The 2,572-nt window shown below is 73.3% G+C and carries 2 protein-coding genes; both read left to right on the forward strand.

Annotation, left to right across the window (positions count from 1 at the left end):
• On the forward strand, window positions 1-1,401 hold a 1,401-nt coding region (locus tag ACYVE9_RS22405), incomplete at its 5' end, for an FtsW/RodA/SpoVE family cell cycle protein (protein WP_461029694.1).
• 430 nt (window positions 1,402-1,831) lie between these two features.
• Window positions 1,832-2,572: PAS domain-containing protein (locus ACYVE9_RS22410; protein WP_461029695.1), on the forward strand; the 741-nt coding region annotated here is incomplete at its 3' end.

The raw sequence follows: 2,572 nt of genomic DNA on the forward strand, positions 1-2,572 counted from the left end.
GGCACGGACGTCGAACGGTGGGTCGCGCGGCGACGCCGCCGGGAGGGCCTGCTCGTCGTGCTCGCCGTCCTGGTCGCCGCCGTCGGCCACGCCTCCGCCGGCTTCGCCCTGGAGGGCGCGCTGCCGCCCGGCTACCCGGCGCAGGTGGCCGGCCTGGGCTCGGTGGCACTGCTCGCCCACCTCGCGGTGCGCCGCTTCGCCCGGTACGCCGACCCGCTGCTGCTGCCGCTGACGGTGCTGCTCGGCGGGCTGGGCCTGGTCCTGCTGTCCCGCCTGGACCACTCCTACGCCGAGCAGTACAACGCTCCCGAGGTCGCCGCCGACCAGGCGCTGTGGAACGTGCTCGGGGTCGCCGTGCTGGTCGCGCTGCTGGCGGTGCTGCGGCACCACCGGGTGCTCCAGCGCTACACCTACCTGGGCATGGCGGTGGCGATGGTGCTGCTGATGGCCCCGGCGTTCTTCGGCGCCGACGAGTACGGGGCCAAGCGGTGGATCCGGCTCGGTCCGCTCTCGGTGCAGCCCGGCGAGTTCGTCAAGATCCTCATCGTGGTGTTCTTCGCCAGTTACCTCACGGCCAACCGGGACGCGCTGGCCCTCGCCGGACGCCGGGTCTGGGGCCTGACGCTGCCGCGCGGCCGCAACGCCGGCCCGGTGCTCGTGGTGTGGGTGCTCAGCCTGCTGGTGCTGGTCTTCGAGCGTGACCTGGGCACCTCACTGATCTTCTTCGGCGTGTTCGTGATCATGCTCTACGCCGCCACCGAACGCACCAGCTGGGTCCTCTTCGGTGTGCTGATGGCCTCCGTCGGCGCGTTCGTGGTCGGCTCGATCGAGCCGCACGTCAAGGGACGCGTCACCGCCTGGCTGAACCCGCTCGCCATCTACCTGCCGCCCGAGCGGCAACCGCCCGGCCTGGTCTCCGACCAGCCGGCCGAGGCCCTGTTCAGCTTCGCCACCGGCGGCCTGACCGGCACCGGCCTCGGCGAGGGCCAGCCGTGGCTGATCAAGTTCGCCGGCCGCAGCGACTTCATCCTGACCACCGTCGGCGAGGAACTCGGCCTGCTCGGCATGACACTGGTCATCGGGCTGTACGCGCTGCTCGTCGAACGCGGCCTGCGCACCGCGCTGGCCGTCACCGACCCGTTCGGCAAGCTGCTCGCGCTGGGCCTGTCGGTGACGATCGCGCTGCAACTCTTCGTGGTCGGCGGAGGCGTCACCGGCCTGGTGCCGCTGACCGGCAAGGCACTGCCGTTCCTCGCGCAGGGCGGCTCGTCGACGGTCGCCAACTGGCTGCTCGTGGCACTGCTCATCAGGGTCAGCGACAGCGCCGGCAGGGCCGCGGTGACCCCGCGGGGCAACGCCACCGTGCTCACACCGACGCTGCCGGCCACCGGCCGCGACTGACCGCACGGCACGAGCGGAGGCGGGAGCGGGGCCCGCCCGGGCGGGCGACGGGCGACGGGAGACCACGGGCGGGAACGCAGCGACCCGCGGTGTCGTTCCACCGCTCGCCCGGAGGCGGAACGGGGGCCGGCCGGACGTGCCGGCGACACCGCGGGTCGGGTGACTGCTGGGAATTGGCCGGGCAAGCCGGCGTTGCGCAGAGTGCGGACTCCGGCCGCTAGGCCGCAGTCACCTCACGCGTCCGGTTGTCGTACATTTCCGGAACCACCTCCCTTCTCGTGTGCCGCCGACCGTAACCGCCGCCGCACGGCCGGGCAAGCGGATTTCGGGGGTGCAACAATTTGCCTGAATGCGCTGTGTGCTGGGTCACGTTCAAGTTGAATGGCCGTGCGGCCGCAGTGTGCAGCAGCGTCAAGCCCGGGGGTGCCCGATGCCTGCTCAACCCGATACCCAGTCCGGACCGGGAGCCGGCGGCGCCGGGGGCGCCGGCGGTGGCGGCGGTTCGGACAGCACAGGCCCCGCAGCCGGTGGCGAGCCTCTGCTCGCCGCGCTGCTCGACGGCATGGACGCCGCCCTGTGCGCCTTCGACGCCGCCGGCGTCGTCACCCACTGGAACCGCGAGGCGGAACGTATTCTCGGCTGGTCCAGCGAGGACGCGGTGGGCCGCAAGGGCCTGGCCGGCTGGGCAGTCCGCAGCGCCGACGCCGACGACATCGAGTCCCGGCTGCTCGCCGCGATGACCGCCCCCGGCCGGCAGGTGCACGAGTTCGCCCTCGTCACCAAGGACGGCGGCCGGGTGCTGGTGCGCACCCAGTCCTCCGGCGTGCGCGACGCGGACGGACGGCCGGCCGGCGTCTACTGCGCCTTCAGCGAGGTGCACACCCAGATCGACCTGGAACGCTCCATCGCGCTCAGCGAGGCCCTGTTCGACGACGCCTCCTGGGGTGTGGTGCTGCTCGACGCCGACCTGCGACCCGCGGTGTCCAACGTGCACGCGGCCCGCTCGCTCGGCGTCGGCCGCTCGGCGATGCTCGGCCGTCCGCTCGGCGACCTGATCGGTGAGGGCGTCGAGGAACTGGAGGGCGCCCTGCAGCACGTGCTCGCGGCGGGCACTCCGCCGGCCCCCGCCGACCTGTGGGTGACGCTCCGCGCCGGCCGCAACGGCCGCGCC

It is taken from the genome of Streptomyces sparsus, from assembly GCF_054776295.1.